Origin of the sequence: Aminobacter sp. MDW-2 (genome assembly GCF_014250155.1) — a bacterium.
In the GTDB taxonomy this organism is placed as follows: domain Bacteria; phylum Pseudomonadota; class Alphaproteobacteria; order Rhizobiales; family Rhizobiaceae; genus Aminobacter; species Aminobacter ciceronei.
This window is the reverse complement of the sequence record NZ_CP060197.1, coordinates 4,411,366-4,430,616: the sequence shown is the minus strand read 5'-3', so window position 1 is coordinate 4,430,616 and position 19,251 is coordinate 4,411,366. Positions and strand designations below refer to the sequence as shown.

Below are 19,251 nucleotides of genomic sequence, written 5' to 3'. Positions count from 1 at the left end.
GAAACAGATGTCCGAAGAAAACGGAAAAAAGCAGCTCCTGCATCTGGTGTTCGGCGGCGAGTTGACCAAGCTCGGCGGAACCGAGTTCCGCGACCTCGATGCGCTCGACATGGTTGGCATCTATCCCGACTACAAGTCGGCCGAGCTGGCCTGGAAGGCAAAGGCGCAGGCAAGCGTCGACAACGCCCACATGCGCTACTTCGTCGTCCACCTGCATCGGCTGCTGGAGCCCGACACGAAGGCTGCCGGTCAGAACTGATGGAGCAACCCCGCATGGCGTCGCCGGCCGTGAGGCCCGCGGCGAAGAAGAAGCGCGTCAAGCAGCCGGCGTCGAAGACGTTCTGGCGCCGCATCCGCGAGCCGCTTGCCAAGTCGCGCTTCGCCAAGGGGGCGGTGGCGAGCCTGTTTGCCGGGGCGATGCGCTTCATCAAGCTGACCAACCCGATGGTCAAGGGCTCCTATGCGCTGGCCGGCGGCAGCCATGCCGACAGCGAGCCGCTGATCGTCGGCCTGTGGCACGGCCAGCATCTATTGGCGCCGGCGCTCTATCCGAGCCAACGCGGCCTGGTGGCGATGGTGTCGCGCAGCGCCGATGCCGAGCTCAATGCGCTTGTCATCAACAAGTTCGGCATCGAGGCCGTGCGCGGCTCGGGCGGCCGCGAAACCAGGCGCAAGCACGAAAAAGGTGGCGCCGTGGCGCTGATCGCCCTGAAAAAGGCGCTCGATGCCGGCAAGAACGTGTGCATGATCGCTGACATTCCGCATGGCACGCCGCGCGACGCCGGCATGGGCATCATCCTCCTGGCCCGGCTGTCCGGGCGCCCGATCGCACCCGCAGCGATTGCCACCAGCCGTCGCAAGGTGCTGGAAGGCAGCTGGGACAAGACCACGATCAATTTGCCGTTCGGCCGCTGCGCCATCTTCGTCGCGCCGCTGATCGAGGTTCCGACCGACGCCGACGATGCCGAGATGGAGCGCAAGCGCCAGGAACTGACCGCCGCGATCGACCATGCCACCGAGCAGGCCTACCGCCTGGTCGATGGTGGCAAAGGGAGCGGTGGCAAATGAGCGAACGCTGGGCTCGCGCCTTCCTCAGAGCCTATCGTTACGCAGGTGCCGCTGCCTATCCGATGGTCGGCGGCTATGTCGCCTGGCGCGCCTCCAAGGGCAAGGAAGACCGCAACCGCCGGCGCGAGCGCTACGGCGTGCCGAGCCGGGAGCGGCCTGACGGGCCGCTGGTCTGGTTCCATGCCGCAAGCGTCGGCGAGACGATCGCGGTCGTGCCGCTGATCGAATCCATCCTGGGCTATGGCATCAACATCGTGCTGACCACCGGCACGGTCACCTCGGCGCAGGTCGCCGAGGAACGGCTGGGCGGCCGCATCATCCATCAATATGTGCCGCTCGACCTCAAGCCGGCGGTCAGCCGCTTCCTCGACCACTGGCAGCCGGATCTGGCAATCATTGCCGAATCCGAAATCTGGCCGATGACCATCCTCGAACTCGGCGCCCGCCGCGTGCCGCAGATCCTGGTCAATGGCCGCCTGTCCGACCGCTCCTTCAAGTCGTGGAAGAAGCGCGCCTACATCGCCGAGGCGCTGTTCGAAAACATGGCCCATGTGGTGGCGCAGTCGGAGGTCGACGGCGAGCGTTTCCGCGCGCTCGGCGCACGCCCGGTCACCGTCTCGGGCAACCTCAAGGTCGATACCGCGCCGCCGCCGGCCGACGAAACCGCGCTCTACGCCATCCAGCGCCAGATCGGCCGCCGCCCGACCTGGGCTGCCGTGTCGACCCATGACGGCGAAGAGGTGATGGCTGCCGAAGTGCACGCCATGCTGCGCAGCCGCCATCGCAGCCTGTTGACCATCATCGTGCCGCGCCATCCCGACCGCGCCGCGGCCCTGGTGACGGAACTGACCGCCCTGGGCCTGAACGTCGCCCGCCGCAGCACCGGCGACCGCATCACCCCTGACACCGACATCTTGCTCGGCGACACCATCGGCGAGATGGGACTTTACCTGCGCCTGACCGAGATCGCCTTTGTCGGCCGTTCGATGACGGCCCAGGGCGGGCAGAACCCGCTCGAGCCGGCGATGCTCGACACCGCCGTTCTCGCCGGGCGCAACGTGCAGAACTTCCGCGACACCTACCAGCGCCTGATCGACAAGGGCGGAGCCAAGATCGTCCGCGACCGCGACATGCTCGCCGGTGCGGTCAACTTCCTGCTCGGCAACGAAATCGCACGCCACGACATGATGTTGGCCGGTGCCGCCACCGTCGAGGAAATGCGCGGTGCGCTCGCCCGCACGCTGAAGGCGCTCGAACCCTTCATCCACCCGCTGATCGTGCAGTCGCGCCTCAAGGGCGCGGGCGGGAGGTAGCTCTGGCCAGCGAAGCGCCTCCTTTCTGGTGGGAAAAGCCGGACTGGCGCGCTTACGCGCTCTATCCGGTGTCGGCGCTGTACGCCTTGGTGGCGGGCCGGCGGATGAAGGCGGCGAAGCGCGAAAAGATGGACGCACCGGTGCTGTGCGTCGGCAATTTCACCGTCGGCGGCACCGGCAAGACGCCTGTTGCCATAGCCCTTGCCAGGCAGGCCAAACGCATGCATCTGGTGCCCGGTTTCCTGTCGCGCGGCCATGGCGGCAGTTTTTCCGAACCGCACATCGTCGATCCTCATCACGACAGCGCCAAGCATGTCGGCGACGAGCCGCTGCTTCTGGCCGAACATGCGTTGGTCGCGGTGTCGGCCAACCGAGCAGCCGGCGCGCGCATGCTGATCGAGCGCGGCTGCAATTTCCTGATCATGGATGACGGCTTCCAGAGCGCGCGCATCCACATCGACTATGCGCTGATCGTCGTCGACGCCCGTTATGGCCTCGGCAATGGCCACGTCATCCCCGGCGGGCCGATGCGGGCGCGGCTGATCGACCAGCTCCGCTTCGCCGACGCCGTGCTCAAGATGGGCGAGGGCGAGCGCGCCGATGCGGTGGTGCGCCGGGCGGCGCGTGCCGGCAAGCCGGTCTTTGCCGCTGTGGCGCGCCCACGCGGCAAGAAGGCCTTTGCCGGCCGTCGTTTCCTGGCTTTCGCCGGTATCGGCCATCCGGAAAAGTTCTTCGCCACGCTGGCCAAGGCAGGGGCGACGGTGGTGCTGGCGCATCCCTTCGCCGACCATCATTTCTACCTGCCCGACGAACTCGAGGATCTGGTCACCGCCGCGCGCGTCGGCGAGCTCGAACTGGTCACGACGTCCAAGGATGCCGCCAGGTTGCGCCATGGCGCGGCGTCGCCGGAATTTCTCGAAAACCTGAATGTGCTGGAGATCGACGCCGTCTTCGACGTCGAGAACGCGCCCGAGCGCATCATCAGCGAGACGCTCGAAGCCTGGCGCCGCCGGAAGATATCAGGTTGAAGATATCAGGTTGAAAATCTCAGCCTGAAGATCTCAGGCTGGCCGGCTTATTTGCGCGTGCGCAGCTCCGGGTTCATGTCGATTTCACGCGACAGCGACACCGCGGCATCGCGGTAAGGTTCCTGGCGGGCGACGCTCCAGTATTTGAGCTCGTCCAGCGGGATGGATTCCCCCGTCACCGCGCAGCGCACGAAGGAACCGGGGCTCGTCACCTGGAAATCGCCGTCGAGATAGCGGATGCGGGCTTCGCGTGCGCCGGGGCCTTCGAAACGGTTCATCATGGGCTTTCGCTCAATCTCCCTGTGCCGGCTGCCGGTCGCCGGCGGCATCGCCTGCCGAAATCTACAGTTTCTTGACCCGCTAAAGAAGGGGGGCCATCAAGGCGGTCGCCCGTCAAGAAGGGCGGGCCGTGCCTTGCCCGGCTTTTACGGTCACAGAACGTCCTGGGTCAAGTTACCTGTCCTCGGCGAGGAAGCGTTCGACCGTCTCCAGCGACAGCCCGGCATGGTGGCCGATGCGCCGCGCCAGCTCGGCCGCAGCATGTCGCGGCCGTCCCGCAGGGCGATCGAGCCAGTAGGACACAGGGTTCAGCGCGCGGTGTTCGTCGACCATGACGAGATGGCCCGCCTTGAGCTGGTTTTCGGTCAGCGGCGGCCGCGCCAAAGCGATGCCGAGACCGTGGCTCGCCGCCGACAGCACCAGATTGTAGTCCTCGAAGCGCCGGTCCTGCGGTCGCGGTCGGTAGTCGAGGCCGTGGGTGCTGAACCAGGACCGCCAGCTCGACGCATCGGAATCGTGGATCAGCGGAAAGTCCAGCAGCCTTGCCGCGTCGCCCTTGCCGATGCGGGCCGCAAGTGCGGGTGCTGCGATGGGAAAGCAGTGCTCCTCGAACAATTGCGTCGAGATCCGCCCCGGGATCTTGCCGCGGCCGCAGCGGATGGAGAGATCGATGCCCTCGTCGGCGAGGTCGGCCTGGCGGATGTCGACGTCGAGCACGACGCGCAGCTTCGGCTCGCCCGCTTCGAGCTGCGACAGGCGCGGCATCAGCCACAGCCCGGCAATCGACGGGATCGAGGTCAGCCGCACCACGGCCGCACCGCGCGGCTCGACCCAGCGGTCGGTGGTGTCGGAGATCAGCGAAAACGCCTCATTGGCGCGCAGATGCAGGCGCTGGCCCTCGAGCGTCAGCGTCACGCCGCGCGCCCCGCGCTCGAACAGCCGGAGGCCGAGCCAGTCCTCCAGCTTGGCGACCTGCCGGCTGATCGCGCCATGCGTCATGTTGAGCTTTTCGGCCGCCGCCGAGAAGCTGCCGCTGCGCGCCGCCGCCTGGAAGGCGCGCAAGGTTTCGAGAGGGAGCATCTGTTCTGAGCTGTGATCCATGCTCACAGCTGAGCCTCGATTTATTCGTTTGTCAATCAGCTCGGTGTCGGCGACATCTTGGCATGCAGACCCAGACTGAAGAGGCCCAGCCATGACCGCCCAGACCACCATCCAGACCGGCAATCCGACACAGCGGGCTTCCACTGTCACCGTGCTTGCGGTGGTCGTGACGATCGTCGGCTGGGCCTCGTCCTTTCCGGCCATCCGCGCCGGGCTTGATGCCATCGATCCGATCGAACTCGGCGCGTTGCGCTTCGCCATCGCGGCCGTGCCGTCGGCGATCTACCTGATGATCCTGCGCCCGGCCTTGCCGGCGCTGAACGAACTCTGGCGTTTTGCCTTTGGCGGCGCGGTCTTCATCGCGCTCTACACGGTGCTGCTCAACTATGGCGAGACGACGGTTTCGGCGGGGGCGGCGAGCTTCATCATCAACGTCAATCCGATCATCACGGCGGTGCTGGCGATGATCCTGCTCGGCGAGCGTTTTCCGGTGCTTGCCTGGGCCGGCACCTTCCTGTCCTTTGCCGGCATCGGCATCATCGCGCTCGGCGAGGGGCAGGGGCTGACCTTCAACACCGGCGCCTTGCTGATCCTCGGCTCGGCGTTCTGTACCTCGCTGAGCAGCATCGTCCAGAAGCGCCTGTACATCAGCCATCGGCCGCTGACCGTCTCGGCCTGGAACATGATCCTCGGCGCGCTGTTCCTGGCCCCGGCGCTGCCCAACGGCCTTGCCCAGATGTCGGTCGCCTCATCGGAACCCTTCTGGTCGGTCATCTATCTCGGCATCGTGCCCAGCCTGATCGCCTATGGCAGCTGGTCGGTGGCGCTGTCGCGCCTACCGGCGTCGCGTGCCTCCAACTTCATGTATTGCGTGCCGCCGGTGGCGGTGGCGATCGGCTTTGTCTGGCTCGGCGAGACCCCCGGCCTGTTCGGCATCCTGGGCGGCGCGCTGGCGCTGGCCGGTGTGGTGCTGGTCAATCTCAAGCGCTGAGGCGTGCGGACTGTAGCGACTGCCTTGATGGCGCCAGGTGGCAGCACCTGGCGCCATCAATGTCTGAAGCGGTTTTCCCCAGGAGTTGCGCAAAAACAAGGAGATAGCGCGTTTCCTTGATTCAGGCACAAGTGCTGCGCTCCGGCGCAATTCCAGCAGGGCTGTGCAGCGCTTTTCCGTCCGAGATTGTGTAGAAACAAGGAGATAGAGCGGTTTCGCGATTCAGGATGAAAAGCGCGAAACGCCCTAGCGGCGGCCGAACAGCTTTTCGATGTCGGCGAGCTTGAGCTCGATATAGGTCGGGCGGCCGTGATTGCAGGTGCCCGATCCCGGCGTCGCCTCCATCTGGCGCAGCAGCGCGTTCATTTCCTCAGGCCTGAGACGGCGGCCCGAGCGCACCGAGCCGTGGCAGGCCATGGTGGCCGCGATCGCATGCAGCCTTTCCTTCAGCGTGTCGGCGGTGTCGCTGTCGGCGATCTCGTCGGCGAGGTCGCGCACCAGCTTGACGACGTCGGTTTCGCCAAGCATCGCCGGCGTTTCGCGCACCGCCACGGCACCAGGGCCGAACCGTTCGACGCCGAGGCCGAAGCGGGCCAAGGTTTCCGAATGCAGCGCCAGCCGTTCGGCGTCTTCCTCGGGCATGTCGACGATTTCGGGCAGCAGCAGCATCTGCGAGGGGATCGGCCGCGCATGCAGCGCGTTCTTCAGCGCCTCATAGACAAGCCGCTCATGGGCGGCGTGCTGGTCGACGATGACGAGCGAGTCGCTGGTCTGGGCGACGATGTAGTTTTCATGCACCTGCGCCCGGGCAGCCCCCAGTTCGGTGCGCAGCAGCGCTTCGACGACCTCAGCCTGGCCGGCGCGGGCATCGGCACTATCGAGCGGCCCGGCGTCGAAGCTCGTCTGTGCCGGCTCGGCAAAGCCCGCATCGAGCGGCCGGAACGGCGAGCGCTGCGGTTCGTAATTGGCCGAGGTGGCGGCACGGAAATCTGGATTGTAGCTGCGATGGCCGTTGGCCGGGCCGGGGTGGCCGTAGCTTGTCGGTCCCGGTCGGAACGCCCCCATCATCGCCTGCGTGCCTGTCGTCGCCGGCCGGATGCCGGCATTGGCCAGCGCCTGGCGGATCGCGCCGACGATCAGGCCGCGCACCAGGCCGGGATCGCGAAAGCGCACGTCGGCCTTGGCCGGATGCACGTTGACGTCGACAATGGCCGGGTCGAGCGTCAGGAACAGCACCGTCACCGCATGGCGGTCGCGCGGCAGAACGTCGGCATAAGCGCCGCGGATCGCCGAGGCGATCAGCTTGTCGCGCACCGGCCGGCCGTTGACATAGGCATATTGCTGCAGCGCATTGCCCCTGGTGTAGGACGGGATCGAGACATGGCCTTCGAGCCGCACGCTCTCACGCGCGGCGTCGATGGCGATCGAATTGTCGGGGAAGTCATTGCCCATCACCTGGGCGATGCGGGCAAGCCTGCCTTCGACCTCATCCGAGGTCGCCGACAATTCCAGCGTCGAGCGGTCGGTGCCCGACAGGGTGAAACGCACGGCCGGGAAAGCGATGGCGATGCGCTTGACGGTGTCGGCGATGGCGGTCGCCTCGGCGCGCTCGGTCTTCATGAATTTGAGCCGGGCAGGCGTGGCGTAAAACAGGTCGCGCACCTCGACTGTCGTGCCGCGGTTGCTCGGCGCCGGGCGCACGCCCGACACCCGGCCGCCCTCGACGGTGATCTCGGCGCCGCTGTCGGCTGATCTGGTGCGCGAGCGGATGGCGAGCTTCGACACCGAGCCGATCGACGGCAAGGCCTCGCCGCGGAAGCCGAGCGAGCGGATGTCGAGGATGTCGTCACCGAGCTTGGAGGTGCAGTGGCGCGAGATCGCCAGCGCCAGCTCGTCCTCGGGCATGCCCGAACCGTCGTCGACGACGCGGATCAGATTGAGCCCGCCGCCTGCTGTCGCCACCTCGATGCGGCCGGCACCGGCGTCGAGCGCGTTTTCGACAAGCTCCTTGACCACGCTGGCCGGCCGCTCCACGACCTCGCCGGCGGCGATCTGGTTGATCATCGTTTCGGAAAGCTGGCGAATGGGCATGGCGGAACTATAGCGGGATTCGGTTGGGCGGCGACAGGGAGATTGCGCGGGGCAAGGGCATCCACAGCGGATTGGTGACACTGGCATCTTACAGGGGAGGCAGCGCTGCCCGTCATCCCCTGCCGGGACCTTCTCCCCGTAACGGGGAGAAGCAGGCTGGCCGCAGCCTTGGCGCTCTTCCTTCTCCCCGTTCACGGGGAGAAGGTGCCCGAAGGGCGGATGAGGGGCAGCGCGACGATGCAGACTGGGGACACAGCCGCTGTCCGCCTCACGCCTGCGCCGCCAGCCAGTCGCGCACCTTTTCAGCGCTTTCGCTCAGCACGCGATTCCTGGGCCACGCGACATGGAACCCCTTGTTCGTCGTCATGACGTGGTCGGACAGCCGGACCAACAGCCCCGCCGCGATCAGCCGGTCGGTGAGGTGACGCCAGCCGAGCGCGATGCCCTGGCCTTCCATCACGGCCTGGATGACCAGCACATAGTCGTTGATGACCAGGCCGCGCTTGGCGACGGCGCCGTTCAGGCCGGCCGACTGGAACCATTCGTTCCAGGTTGCAGCAGGGCGATAGGGCTCGTCGAGGTGGATCAGATGGTGCAGGGTCATCTCGGCCGGCGTCATAGGCGTGCCGGCGCGCGCCAGATAGGCCGGGCCGGCGACCGGATAGACCTCTTCGTCGGCGATCTGCAACAGCTCGTAGTCGGGCCAGTCGGCGGCGTCGCCGCCGCGAATGCCGAGCGGAATGCCCTCGGCGACGAGGTCGAGGTCGCGGTCGGCAGTCTGGATGCGCAGGTCGATGCCAGGCAGGTCGTCGCGGAATTTCTGCAGTCGCGGCATCATCCAGAACGAGGCAAAGGCAGTCGAGGCCGACAGCGTCACATGCATGCCGCCGGCGCGGGCGCGCAGTTCTTCCGCCGACTTGCGGATATGCGACAGGCCGAGCGTGACGTCGGCATGGAACCGTTCGCCGGCCTCGGTCAAAAGCACCTGGCGGTGGCGGCGCTGGAACAGCTTGGCACTGAGCTGATCCTCCAGCCCGCGGATGGCGTAGGACACCGCGGCCTGGGTCATGCCGAGCTCGCGCCCGGCGGCGGTGAAGCTCGCCAGCCGCCCGGCGGCTTCGAAGACGATCAGGCTGCCGGCCGAGGGCAACAGGTGGCGCAGGCTTTGCATAAATCAAGCTTATGCAAGTGATGAGGATTTTCAAGCGTCACAGCATCGGATCCAAAGGCTAGCTTCATGCTGGAACGATTTGGAGCCTGACATGAGCGTCGCCACCGCAAAAGCCCCGAGCGAGCCCGCCAAGCGCCGCGAGCGCGGCGGCCGCAACGCCCGCCGCGAGCAGCGCTCGCATGGGCCCGAGGCGCATGGCCGGCCCTATATCACGAGGAACATCCCGACCTACGACATTCTCTCCGAGGACAACCTTGTCCGCATCGAGGCGACCGCCGACAGGATTCTTGCCGAGATCGGCATCGAGTTCCGCGACGATCCTGTGTCGCTGGATCACTGGAGACGGGCAGGGGCCAAGGTCGAGGGGGTGCTGGTCAAGTTCGAGCCCGGCCTGCTGCGCGAGGTGCTGAAGACAGCACCTGCAAGCTTCACCCAGCACGCCCGCAACCCCGAACGTTCGGTCGAGATCGGCGGCAAAAGCGTGGTGTTTTCGCCGGCCTATGGCTCGCCCTTCGTCATGGATCTCGACAAGGGCCGTCGCTACGGCACCATCGAGGATTTCCGCAATTTCGTGAAGCTGGCGCAGTCCTCGCCCTGGCTGCACCATTCCGGCGGCACCATCTGCGAGCCGGTCGACGTGCCGGTGAACAAGCGCCATCTCGACATGGTCTACAGCCACATCCGCTATTCCGACCGCGCCTTCATGGGCTCGGTGACCTCGGAAAGCCGTGCCGAAGATTCCATCGACATGGCGCGTATCGTTTTTGGCGAGGACTTCACCGACCGGAACTGCGTCATCCTGGGCAATGTCAACGTCAACTCGCCGCTGGTCTGGGACGCCACCATGACCACGGCTTTGCGCGCCTATGCCCGCGCCAACCAGGCGGCTGTCATCGTGCCCTTCATCCTCGGCGGCGCCATGGGCCCGGTGACCAATGCCGGCGCCATCGCCCAGTCGCTGGCCGAGACCATGGCCGGCTGTGCCCTGACCCAGCTCGAACGGCCCGGCGCGCCCGTCATTTTCGGCAATTTCCTGTCGTCCATGTCGCTGCGCTCGGGTTCGCCGACCTTCGGCACGCCGGAACCGGCGATCGGCTCGATGGTCATCGGGCAATTGGCCCGGCGGCTCAACCTGCCGCTGCGCTGCTCCGGCAATTTCACCACCTCCAAGCTGCCCGACGCCCACGCCATGAACGAAGGCACCATGTCGATGCTGGCGGCAGTGCATTGCGGCGCCAACTTCATCCTGCACTCGGCCGGTTTCCTCGACGGGCTGTTGTCGATGTCCTACGAGAAGTTCGTCATGGACGCCGATTTCTGCGGCGCGCTGCACACCTATCTCGACGGCGTCAAGATCGACGACAACCAGCTGGCGCTCGACGCCTTCCGCGAGGTCGGCCCCGGCAACCATTTCTTCGGCTGCGCCCACACCATGGCCAATTACGAGACGGCATTCTGGGATTCGGCCATTGCCGACAACGAGCCTTACGAGAAATGGGAGGCGGCAGGCTCGGTCGACGCCGCCACTCGCGCCAACCGGCGCTGGAAGACGATGCTCGCCGAATATGAGGCGCCGCCGCTCGACGAAGGCATAAACGAGGCGCTGCAGGACTTCATGACGCGCAGGAAGGCGTCGATGGAAGATGCCTGGTATTGAGGCCGCAACCTATGCAGGACACGGCCTTCGATCCCCTCGCTGCTCTGAAAACCTACCACGCGGCAATCGACGTGCTCGACTTCGCCGCCATCGAAGCCTGTTTCGCGCCTGACGCCTGTTATGTCTCCGATGGTGTCGGTGACGCCGTCGTCGGCCGCGACGCGATCCTCCAGGCATTTCGCGGCTATTTCGCCTGTTATGGCGACCAGATTTCCAAGGACGAGCAGGTGGCGGCATTGTCACAGCGCTCCGCCTGGTCGCGCTGGCGGCTCGAGGCGACGCATGCCGTGTCAGGTGTCCGTCTTGTCAGGTCGGGCGAGGAGACGGTGACGTTCGACGTCGACGGCAGGATCATGCGTGTCGAGGTGAAGGATGACGCTGGCGCGCAAGGCAGCGGCCGATGAGGCGTGCTATTGAGGGCCATCACGCCAACGCCGAGGCCGCCATGAAAGCCGCTTTTGCAACTGCCATCCTGCCCTTTCTGGTCACGCCTGCCATGGCCGGCACCGCCGTCGAGGCGGTCAGGCCGTTCTACGACCATGTCGGGCTCGAACTCGATCCGGCCGAGCGCGGCCGTTTCGTCGATCCGGCCAAGGCGGTGCTCGACGCCCGCGACCAGCTCGAGAAATCGGAGCAGGGCGATTGCCTCGATGCCAACATGCCGCTCGACAGCACAGCCTATGACAAGGCCGAACTCGACAGGAGCCTGAAGATCATCGGCTCGGAAACGGGCGACACCGCGATCGTCGTCGCGGCGTTTACGGCTCAGGGCGAGCCGCATCGCATGCAGTGGAAGCTGAAGAAGGTCGACGGCGAATGGAAGGTCGCCGACCTGCTGTCGGTGACCAATGAATGGGCGCTCAGCCAGTATCAATGCCAGTGAGCGCCGCTATCCCTTCGATGCGTTCAGCCGCGGCCGCGATAGGGCGCGACACCCGTGTCGGGCAGCCACACGCCCTCCGGCGGCCTGCCGGTCTGCCAGAACACGTCGATCGGGATGCCGCCGCGCGGATACCAGTAGCCCGCGATGCGCAGCCACAGAGGTTTTGTCGCGGCGACGACGCGGCGGCCGATCATCACGGTGCAATCCTCGTGGAAGGCGCCGTGGTTGCGGAACGAGACCATGAACAGTTTCAGCGATTTGGATTCGACCAGCAGCCGGTCCGGGGCATAGTCGATGACAATGTGAGCGAAGTCGGGCTGGCCGGTGACAGGGCACAGCGAGGTGAACTCCGGGCAGGTGAAGCGCACGATGGCGGGCGGACCGCCGAGGCGGTCGTAAGGCACGGTTTCGAGCACGGCGGTCTCGGGCGAGGCCGGCGTCTGCATCTGGGTGCCAAGCTGGGTGAGGCTGTCGGTGATGGTCATTGGGCGGCTCTTCTGAATGGGCCTGGCTCAATGCCCGAAAGGCGGCATGCGCCAGACTGCACGGGCCAGATTTTCAAGTGGCGTGTATTAGCGCCTGACAATGCGGGAAGGCAATGACCAGCAACGATCCGCTTCTCCAGCCCTACCAGCTCCGGCATCTCACGCTCAAGAACCGCATCATGTCGACGAGCCACGAGCCGGCCTATTCCGAGGACGGCATGCCCAAGGAGCGCTACCGGCTCTACCATGCCGAGAAGGCCAGGGGCGGCATGGCGCTGACCATGACGGCGGGCTCGGCCATCGTCTCGCGCGACAGCCCGGCCGCCTTCGGCAACCTGCACGCCTATGACGATGCCATCGTGCCCTGGATGGCCGAGCTGGCGGATGCCTGCCACGAGCATGACTGCAAGGTGATGATCCAGCTCACCCATCTCGGCCGGCGCACCGCCTGGAACAAGGCCGACTGGCTGCCGGTGCTGAGTGCCTCGCCGGTGCGCGAGGCCGCCCACCGCACCTTCCCCAAGACCGCCGAGGACTGGGACCTCGACCGCATCGTCGGCGACTATGCCTCGGCCGCCCAGCGCATGCAGGCAGCGGGGCTCGACGGCATCGAGTTCGAGGCCTATGGCCATCTGCTCGACGGCTTCTGGTCGCCTGCCACCAACCACCGCGACGATGTCTATGGCGGTTCGCTCGACAACCGCCTGCGCTTCACCTGGCGGGTCATCGATGCGGTGCGCGCCGCCGTCGGCCCGGATTTCCTCGTCGGCATCCGCATGGTCGCCGACGAGGATTTTGACAAGGGCCTGTCCAGGCAGGAGGGCGTCGAGATCGCCCGGCGGCTGGCCTCGTCGGGGAAATTCGACTTCCTCAACATCATCCGCGGCCATATCGACACCGATGCCGCACTGACCGGCGTCATCCCCATCCACGGCATGCCGTCCTCGCCGCATCTCGATTTCGCCGGCGACATCAGGGCGGCAACGAAGTTTCCGGTTTTCCACGCCGCACGCATCGCCGACGTTGCCACCGCCCGCCATGCCATTGCATCAGGCAAGCTCGACATGGTCGGCATGACACGCGCCCACATCGCCGACCCACACATCACCGCCAAGGTGATGGCCGGCGAAGAGCACCGGATAAGGCCCTGCGTCGGCGCCACCTATTGCCTCGACCGCATCTATGAAGGCGGCGGCGCGCTCTGCATCCACAATGCCGCCACCGGCCGCGAGGCGACGATCCCACATGTCATTGCCCGCACCGACGGGCCGCTGCGCAGAACCGTCGTGGTCGGCGCCGGCGCTGCCGGGCTGGAGGCGGCACGGGTCCTTGCCGAGCGCGGCCACAAGGTGACCGTTCTGGAGGCGGCGAGCCAGGCCGGCGGCCAGATCAGGCTGGCCGCCCAGAACCCGCGCCGGCGCGAGCTGATCGGCATCGTCGACTGGCGGCTGGCCGAGCTGGAGCGCCTCGGCGTCGAGATCCGCTACGACATCTGGGCCGGCTTGGACGACGTGCTGGCGCTCGATCCGGACGCCGTGGTGATCGCCACCGGCGGCCTGCCGCAGAACCCGCCGCTCGACGGCGGTGACGAGCTGGTGACCTCGAGCTGGGACATCATTGCCGGCAGCGTCAAGCCGGCCGAAAACGTGCTGCTTTATGACGACAATGGCGGCCACCAGGGCATGACCGCGGCCGAACTGATCGGCAAGGCCGGCAGCAGGCTCGAGCTTCTGACGCCGGAGCGCTTCTTTGCCCCCGAGATCGGCGGCATGAACCACGTGCCCTATATGGAGGCGTTTCACCGCCATGGCGTGAAGATCACCATCAACACACGGCTCAAGCAGGTGCGGCGCGACGGCAACCAGCTGGTGGCAACGCTTGTTTCGGATTTCGCCAAGGGTTGGAGCGAGGAGCGCCGCGTCGACCAGGTGGTGGTCGAGCATGGCACGCTGCCGCTCGACGAGCTCTATCTCGAGCTCAAGCCTTTGTCGAAGAATTCAGGCGCCATCGACTACACCAGCCTGATCCATGGCGGTGACATCTTCCCTGACAACAATCCGGATGGCCGTTTCCTCTTGCTGCGCATCGGCGACGCGGTCCAGGCGCGCAACATCCACGCCGCCATCTATGACGGCATCCGCTTCGGCCTCAGGATCTGACGGTCTCCGCCGTCAGCCAGCGTACGAATTCGCGCAGGCCCGGCCGGTCCTCGCTGCCGGGGCGGAAGGCGAGCCGGTAGGGCGCTTCGCCGGCGATGCGGTTGGGCGAGGCCATGACCAGCCGGCCGGTGCCGAGTTCGCGTTCGGCCAGCACCTCAGGCACCAGCGCCACGCCCAGGCCGGCAACCGCCGCCTCGACCACCATCGAGAACTGCTCGAAGCGATGGCCCCGCAAGGTCGTGCGCGGGTCGATGCCGGCGGCCTGGAACCATTGCAGCCACAGCGTCGGCCGCGTCGACTGCTGCAAAAGCGGCAGCGCGGCGAGTTCGGCGTCATCGAGTGCTGCGCGGCCATCGAGCAGGGCAGGTGAGGCGACCACCACCAGAACCTCGTCGAACAGCCTGACGATGCCTGCCTGTCCCGCCCCGGCCGGACCGCGCTGGATCGCGGCATCGAAAGCTTCGGTTTCGAAGTCGACGGTTTCCAGCCGCACCGCAAGGTCGATGGCGACATGCGGATGGGCGGCGTGGAAACCGGCAAGCCTGGGGATCAGCCAGCGGTCGGCGAGGGTCGGCAGCACGGCGATGCTGAGCACGTCGGACTGGCCGCCAAAGGCCATGGTGCGCACCGCCGCCTCATGCAGGCTGTCGAGGATGGCCTCGGCATCGCGGGCAAAGCGCCGGCCGGCATCCGACAAGGCCAGCCGCTGCCTGACCCGGTGGAACAGCGCCACGCCCAGCCGGTCCTCCAGCTGCCCGATCGAGCGGCTGACCGAGCTCTGCGTCAGGCCGAGCTGATCGGCGGCGCGAATTGTCGTGCCGAGGCTGGCGCAGGCGCGAAACGCCTCAAGCTCTGCAATCGTTGGGACATAGCTGCGCCGCATCGCCTGGCCTTGGGTCGAGTTGATCGAGTTTACGCATAAACTATGCGAGATTACTTGTTAGCGAAATGTGCCGAAGCGGTCTAGGATATCTGGGAATTCACCCACTCTCCGGAGGAACCATGAGCGCATCCACACCGGCCGGCGGCGGCAGCTTTGTCTGGGCCGACCCGTTCCTGATCGAAGACCAACTGACCGAAGACGAACGCATGGTGCGCGATGGTGCGGCAGCCTTTGCCGCCGACAAGCTCGCGCCGCGCATCGAGGACGCCTATCTCGACGAGAAGACCGATCCGGCGATTTTCCGCGAAATGGGCGAGGCCGGCCTGCTCGGCATCACCGTTCCCGAGGAATATGGCGGCCTTGGCGCCGGCTACGTCACCTATGGTCTGGTGGCGCGCGAGGTCGAGCGTGTCGATTCCGGCTATCGCTCGATGATGTCGGTGCAGTCGTCGCTGGTGATGTACCCGATCTATGCCTATGGCTCGGAGGAGCAGCGCCGGAAGTACCTGCCCAAGCTCGCCTCGGGCGAGTGGATCGGCTGCTTCGGCCTGACCGAGCCGGACGCCGGCTCCGATCCGGGCGGCATGAAGACCCGCGCCGAGAAGACCGCCAATGGCTACAGGATCTCCGGTTCGAAGATGTGGATCTCGAACGCGCCGATCGCCGACGTCTTCGTCGTCTGGGCCAAGTCCTCGGCCCATGACAACCAGATCCGCGGTTTCGTGCTCGAAAAGGGCATGAAGGGCCTGTCGGCGCCGAAGATCGGCGGCAAGCTGTCGCTGCGCGCCTCGATAACAGGCGAGATCGTCATGGAAGGCGTCGAAGTCGGCGAAGACGCTTTGCTGCCCAACGTCTCGGGCCTCAAGGGTCCGTTCGGCTGCCTCAACCGCGCCCGCTACGGCATCTCCTGGGGCGTTCTGGGCGCTGCCGAGGATTGCTGGCACCGTGCCCGCCAGTACGGCCTCGACCGCAAGCAGTTCAACAAGCCGCTGGCCGGCACCCAGCTCTACCAGAAGAAGCTGGCCGATATGCAGACCGAGATCGCGCTCGGCCTGCAGGCGTCCTTGCGTGTCGGCCGCCTGATGGACGAGCACAAATTCGCCCCCGAAATGATCTCGATAGTCAAGCGCAACAATTGCGGCAAGGCGCTCGACATCGCCCGTATCGCCCGCGACATGCATGGCGGCAACGGCATCCAGATCGGCTACCACGTCATGCGCCACGCGCAGAACCTGGAGACGGTCAACACCTATGAAGGCACGCATGACGTGCATGCGCTGATCCTGGGCCGCGCCCAGACCGGCCTGCAGGCGTTCTTCTAAGCCTCAGCCGCAAGCTGAAATCGCCTAAAACGGCCGCGAAGCAAGCGCTTCGCGGCCGCTTTCTTGGCGCCGCAGACCGCCGGATTCCGGATTTTCGGCAAAACGGCTTTCGCTTTCTGGTTTAGGAAGCGCGAATATATTTCGACTTGAGCGCGAATTGTTTCATTGATCTGAAACAGGAATGGCGGCTGCCAACCTCAAACGGTTACATCGCGTCGATAACTCCGGACCTGGGCGGCAGTTTCGCCGGGGTGCGGGGAGACTAATCTGTGAGCGATAAGACCAGGGCTGAGAACGCCAACCAGATCTTGTGGTTCGGCGACAACCTCATGACCATCCGTGTGTCGGCCAGCGCCGGCGAGATCAGCGTCATCGAATGCCGCATGCCGCAGGGCGAAACGACGCCGCTGCACATCACGCTCAGCGGCGACGAAGTCATTCACATGCTCGAAGGCACGATGCAGTTTTTTGTCGACGGCAAGGATTTCCCGGCAAGTGTCGGCCAGACGGTGATGGCGCCTCGGGGGCTGCCGCATGATTTCAGGATCGAATCGACCGACGGCGCGACCTGCCTGATCGTCACCCAGGGTGGCGCTTTCGAGCAGATGGTGCGCCAGATGAGCCTGCCGCTACAGGCGGACGACCTGCCGTCGAGGGCCGAGCGGGACACAAGCAGGCGTTTCTTCGACAGCTCAGTGCAACGCAACATCAAGGTCGTCGGCGCTCCGCTACCATAGCGCCGACATCAGGCTGGACGGGTGCGGGGGCGTGTCCGTCCAGCCATCTCTTCAAAGGCTGCAAACAAACAGCGGTTCGCCGAACAGGCCGGGGTCGACGTGGAGGCCAAGGCCCGGCCCGCCGGGCACAGCCATCATGCCGCCTGAAATGGCAAATTCGCCGGTTGCATTGGCGACCGTCACCCAGTTGTGGAAGTCGACCGTGTGCTGCCTGAGATGTTCGGGCGTCGACAAAAGCAGGCCCGAATAGGCGGCCGTGTCGATCTGGGCGCCGCCGGTGTCTTCGATCGTGACCTTCAGGTTTTTGGCAATTGCGATGTCGCGCAAAAGTTTTGCGCGTGTGAGCCCGCCGACGCGCGCGAGCTTGATGGTGATGCCGTCGACCAGCCCGTCTGATATCGCGCGGATGAGCACGTCGGCGCCGTCGATGGTCTCATCCAGCACCAGCGGCCGGTCGGTGGCGCGGCGGATGGCGAGGTTTTCCTCATAACTCGCGCAAGGCTGCTCCAGTGTGTAGTCGAGATTTCGTGTCGCCATCAGGAAGCGCCGCGTCTCCGCTGTGCCCCAGCTGGCATTGGCGTCGCAGAACAGCACCGTGTCGGTGGGTACTGCTGCCCGCACCGCTTCGAGCCTCGCGATGTCCTCGTTGACGTCGAGCCCGACCTTGACCTGCAGGCGGCGGTAACCCTCGGCGATGTATTTTGTCGCCCTGACAGCCATCGCCTCGGGCGCCTGCTGGGCGATCGAGCGATAGAGCGCAAGCAGTTCGCCCTCGGCACCGCCCGACAGGGCGGCCAGCGGCAGGCCCGAACGTTTGCCGGTCAGGTCCCAGAGCGCCATGTCGATGGCCGATCTGGCGTAAGGATGGCCCTTGAGCAGAAGCTCCATGCGCCGGTTGAGCGCCTCGATGCCGGACGCGTCACAGCCCAGCAATTGCGGCGCCAGCTCCTTCATCGCCTCGCGGGCGCCTGCGGCAAAGGCCGGATCGTAGAAGCTGCCGAGCGGTGCCATCTCGCCATAGCCGCTGGTGCCGTCGCGGCTGGTGATCTCGACGATAGTCGAATCGAAGCCCTCGGCGCTTCGGCCGCCGGAGCAGCGGTAGGTGCCGTCACGAAACGGCTGCCATTGCCTGTAGATGCGGATGCCTGAAATGGTCGCGTCGGCCATGTTGTCCCCTCGGCGAAATATGATCTCGACCAAGGATAGACCGGGCAATCGGCCGCCGCGGCGAGGGAAACGGCGCATGGCGGCGTCGTTTTCCTGACAGGTCGGGCTCTCCAGTGAAGTGTTCTTTTGTTTCGTATAAGGCGCGAATTGTTTCAGGTTTCGGATACAGCGTTCGGTTTTGCTGAATTCGAACGGATACGGCCGCCCCTTACATCGGGGCCACCGCGGCTTTTGAGGCCGCGCTGCTCGAAAGGACCAGACATGACAATGCATACGAAGACGGACAGTGACGGCGAGTTGTTGTGGTTCGCCGGCTCCCTGGCGATCATCAAGGTATCAGGCGAGGCCGGCACCGACACGATCAGCGTCATCGAACATCTAATGCCCTATGGCGCGTCGCCGCCGCTGCACATCCACGTCAACGAGGACGAGGTGTTCCATATCCTCGAAGGCGTGATGCGCTTCAATGTCGGCGGCAAGGAGTTCTTCGGCCGCGCCGGCCAGACCATGATGGCGCCGAAGGGGGTTCCGCACAGCTATCGCGTCGAATCCGCCGAGGGCGCCCGTTGCCTGACCGTCACCACGCGCGGCGACTTCGAGCGCCTGGTGCGGGAGATCGGCGTGCCCACCGACAAGGCGGAGTTGCCGCCTCAGGTCGCGCCGACGCCGGAGGCCATCACGGCGCTCACCGAGGCCTGTGCCCGCAACGGCATCGACATCATCGGCGCGCCGCTGTCCTGACCCGTCTTGAAGAGCCGGTCGTCCCGGCCGGCTCTTTTCTCGTGAAACGTGCTCGTTGCAAGGGGCCCGGCTTGGCCGCATCCTGTGCCAGGGATGATCGACCTCTCGGGTCGTATTTCCTGTAGTATCGGCCAGGTCTTGCCGCCATATCAGGCCAACGAACGGGACGTGACGC

General features: G+C 65.8%; 19 protein-coding genes. 12 read left to right on the top strand and 7 right to left on the bottom strand.

Features of this window, described 5'->3' with window-relative positions:
* Nucleotides 1-7: 7 nt before the first annotated feature.
* The 4 genes from H5P29_RS21820 to lpxK are packed head-to-tail and all read left to right on the top strand — an operon-like array spanning nucleotide 8 to nucleotide 3,409.
* Complete coding sequence (locus tag H5P29_RS21820; protein WP_067963345.1) at nucleotides 8-259, top strand: DUF4170 domain-containing protein; 252 nt, start codon at nucleotides 8-10, stop codon at nucleotides 257-259.
* A complete protein-coding gene (locus H5P29_RS21815; RefSeq protein WP_154385451.1) occupies nucleotides 259-1,068 on the top strand; it encodes a lysophospholipid acyltransferase family protein in 810 nt (269 codons plus the stop codon). Before H5P29_RS21820 ends, H5P29_RS21815 begins: the two co-directional genes overlap by 1 nt.
* Entirely contained in the window at nucleotides 1,065-2,381 is a 1,317-nt protein-coding gene (gene waaA / locus H5P29_RS21810) for a lipid IV(A) 3-deoxy-D-manno-octulosonic acid transferase (protein WP_154385450.1), read from the top strand. Before H5P29_RS21815 ends, waaA begins: the two co-directional genes overlap by 4 nt.
* A gap of 2 nt (nucleotides 2,382-2,383) precedes the next feature.
* Nucleotides 2,384-3,409, top strand: coding sequence for a tetraacyldisaccharide 4'-kinase (gene lpxK / locus H5P29_RS21805; protein ID WP_154385449.1), 1,026 nt, complete (start codon nucleotides 2,384-2,386; stop codon nucleotides 3,407-3,409).
* A 47-nt stretch (nucleotides 3,410-3,456) separates the two neighbouring features.
* Here lpxK and H5P29_RS21800 read toward each other — a convergent pair whose 3' ends face one another.
* Both H5P29_RS21800 and H5P29_RS21795 read right to left on the bottom strand, forming a co-directional pair.
* Nucleotides 3,457-3,690, bottom strand: a complete 234-nt coding sequence (locus H5P29_RS21800; RefSeq protein ID WP_067966764.1) for a DUF2093 domain-containing protein — start codon at nucleotides 3,688-3,690, stop codon at nucleotides 3,457-3,459.
* A gap of 172 nt (nucleotides 3,691-3,862) precedes the next feature.
* On the bottom strand, nucleotides 3,863-4,768 hold the full coding sequence (locus tag H5P29_RS21795; RefSeq protein ID WP_067966762.1) for a LysR substrate-binding domain-containing protein: 906 nt from the start codon (nucleotides 4,766-4,768) through the stop codon (nucleotides 3,863-3,865).
* Between the two features lie 112 nt (nucleotides 4,769-4,880).
* On the opposite strand from H5P29_RS21795, the gene H5P29_RS21790 reads away from it, so the two are divergent.
* Complete coding sequence (locus tag H5P29_RS21790; protein ID WP_154385447.1) at nucleotides 4,881-5,780, top strand: DMT family transporter; 900 nt, start codon at nucleotides 4,881-4,883, stop codon at nucleotides 5,778-5,780.
* 246 nt (nucleotides 5,781-6,026) lie between these two features.
* Here H5P29_RS21790 and mutL read toward each other — a convergent pair whose 3' ends face one another.
* Both mutL and H5P29_RS21780 read right to left on the bottom strand, forming a co-directional pair.
* Nucleotides 6,027-7,871, bottom strand: coding sequence for a DNA mismatch repair endonuclease MutL (gene mutL / locus H5P29_RS21785; RefSeq protein WP_154385446.1), 1,845 nt, complete (start codon nucleotides 7,869-7,871; stop codon nucleotides 6,027-6,029).
* Between the two features lie 268 nt (nucleotides 7,872-8,139).
* Nucleotides 8,140-9,042, bottom strand: a complete 903-nt coding sequence (locus H5P29_RS21780; protein ID WP_067963326.1) for a LysR substrate-binding domain-containing protein — start codon at nucleotides 9,040-9,042, stop codon at nucleotides 8,140-8,142.
* A 91-nt stretch (nucleotides 9,043-9,133) separates the two neighbouring features.
* Between H5P29_RS21780 and H5P29_RS21775 the strand changes: the two genes are divergently transcribed.
* Genes H5P29_RS21775 through H5P29_RS21765 form a run of 3 tightly spaced genes read left to right on the top strand, consistent with a single transcriptional unit; the run spans nucleotide 9,134 to nucleotide 11,582 of the window.
* A complete protein-coding gene (locus H5P29_RS21775) occupies nucleotides 9,134-10,699 on the top strand; it encodes a trimethylamine methyltransferase family protein (RefSeq protein ID WP_154385445.1) in 1,566 nt (521 codons plus the stop codon).
* An 11-nt stretch (nucleotides 10,700-10,710) separates the two neighbouring features.
* Nucleotides 10,711-11,103, top strand: coding sequence for a nuclear transport factor 2 family protein (locus H5P29_RS21770; RefSeq protein WP_067963320.1), 393 nt, complete (start codon nucleotides 10,711-10,713; stop codon nucleotides 11,101-11,103).
* The gene (locus tag H5P29_RS21765) at nucleotides 11,100-11,582 is read left to right on the top strand and encodes a hypothetical protein (protein WP_083948618.1); all 483 of its coding nucleotides are present in this window, start codon (nucleotides 11,100-11,102) and stop codon (nucleotides 11,580-11,582) included. The genes H5P29_RS21770 and H5P29_RS21765 overlap by 4 nt, the downstream gene beginning before the upstream one ends.
* A 23-nt stretch (nucleotides 11,583-11,605) precedes the next feature.
* On the opposite strand, the gene queF is transcribed toward H5P29_RS21765, so the two are convergent.
* Nucleotides 11,606-12,067, bottom strand: coding sequence for a preQ(1) synthase (gene queF, locus H5P29_RS21760; protein WP_154385444.1), 462 nt, complete (start codon nucleotides 12,065-12,067; stop codon nucleotides 11,606-11,608).
* A gap of 113 nt (nucleotides 12,068-12,180) precedes the next feature.
* Here queF and H5P29_RS32870 point away from each other — a divergent pair, with 113 nt between their 5' ends.
* Complete coding sequence (locus tag H5P29_RS32870; RefSeq protein ID WP_154385443.1) at nucleotides 12,181-14,226, top strand: NADH:flavin oxidoreductase; 2,046 nt, start codon at nucleotides 12,181-12,183, stop codon at nucleotides 14,224-14,226.
* Here H5P29_RS32870 and H5P29_RS21750 read toward each other — a convergent pair.
* Nucleotides 14,216-15,109: a LysR family transcriptional regulator gene (locus H5P29_RS21750; protein ID WP_067966757.1), complete on the bottom strand. Its 894-nt coding sequence runs from the start codon at nucleotides 15,107-15,109 to the stop codon at nucleotides 14,216-14,218. The genes H5P29_RS32870 and H5P29_RS21750 overlap by 11 nt on opposite strands.
* A gap of 119 nt (nucleotides 15,110-15,228) precedes the next feature.
* Here H5P29_RS21750 and H5P29_RS21745 point away from each other — a divergent pair, with 119 nt between their 5' ends.
* Both H5P29_RS21745 and H5P29_RS21740 read left to right on the top strand, forming a co-directional pair.
* Complete coding sequence (locus H5P29_RS21745) at nucleotides 15,229-16,431, top strand: acyl-CoA dehydrogenase (protein WP_154385442.1); 1,203 nt, start codon at nucleotides 15,229-15,231, stop codon at nucleotides 16,429-16,431.
* A gap of 269 nt (nucleotides 16,432-16,700) precedes the next feature.
* Nucleotides 16,701-17,168, top strand: coding sequence for a cupin domain-containing protein (locus H5P29_RS21740; protein ID WP_154385441.1), 468 nt, complete (start codon nucleotides 16,701-16,703; stop codon nucleotides 17,166-17,168).
* Between the two features lie 51 nt (nucleotides 17,169-17,219).
* Here H5P29_RS21740 and H5P29_RS21735 read toward each other — a convergent pair whose 3' ends face one another.
* Nucleotides 17,220-18,335 carry a mandelate racemase/muconate lactonizing enzyme family protein gene (locus H5P29_RS21735; RefSeq protein WP_185910161.1) on the bottom strand — a complete coding sequence of 372 codons (1,116 nt, stop codon included), beginning with the start codon at nucleotides 18,333-18,335 and terminating at the stop codon, nucleotides 17,220-17,222.
* A gap of 261 nt (nucleotides 18,336-18,596) precedes the next feature.
* On the opposite strand from H5P29_RS21735, the gene H5P29_RS21730 reads away from it, so the two are divergent.
* Entirely contained in the window at nucleotides 18,597-19,076 is a 480-nt protein-coding gene (locus tag H5P29_RS21730) for a cupin domain-containing protein (RefSeq protein ID WP_154385439.1), read from the top strand.
* Nucleotides 19,077-19,251: the final 175 nt, after the last annotated feature.